Here is a 583-nt window from a genome sequence, read left to right on the forward strand (position 1 = left end):
ATGACAACTCATATCAATGATTTTTTACAAGAAAGTGTTGCTAAATTTGGAAGTAAAAATGCTTTTGTTGAGTTTAATGGTAGAAGTATAAGCTATAAAGAATTTGATGATTTAAGTAAAAAAATAGCAAGTAAAATTCTTTCTAAACTTCCTACTAAAAGTACACAAGATCCTGTATTAATCATACTTCCTAAAGGGATTGATTGTTTGCTTTCTTTTTTTGGTGTAGCAAAAAGTGGAAATTTTTATACACTTTTAGATGAAAAAAGCCCTAAAGAGCGTGTAGAAAAAGTTATAGAAGTTTTGAAACCAAAGCTTTTAATTACTTCTAAAAAATTAAATTTAGATTTTAGTCTTGATACCATTTTCACAGAAGATTTTGAAAGCTTTGTTATAAATGAAAATGCTTTAGAAAAAGCTTTAAACGATCACATAGATACTAATTTACTTTATGTCTTTTTTACAAGCGGAAGCACAGGAACTCCAAAAGGAGTAAGTATAAGCCATAAAAGTGTGATTGATTATACTTTTTGGGTATGTGAAACTTTTAAGCTAAGCCATGAAGATATACTTGCTAATCAAG

General features: G+C 27.8%; 1 protein-coding gene. It reads left to right on the forward strand.

Going from position 1 to position 583, the window contains the following annotated elements; genetic code table 11:
* The coding region (locus L8W57_RS07855) for an AMP-binding protein (RefSeq protein ID WP_263662329.1) at positions 1-583 on the forward strand (583 nt) is incomplete at both ends.

It is taken from the genome of Campylobacter sp. IFREMER_LSEM_CL1890, assembly GCF_025772045.1.
GTDB classification, from domain to species: Bacteria; Campylobacterota; Campylobacteria; order Campylobacterales; family Campylobacteraceae; genus Campylobacter_D; species Campylobacter_D lari_D.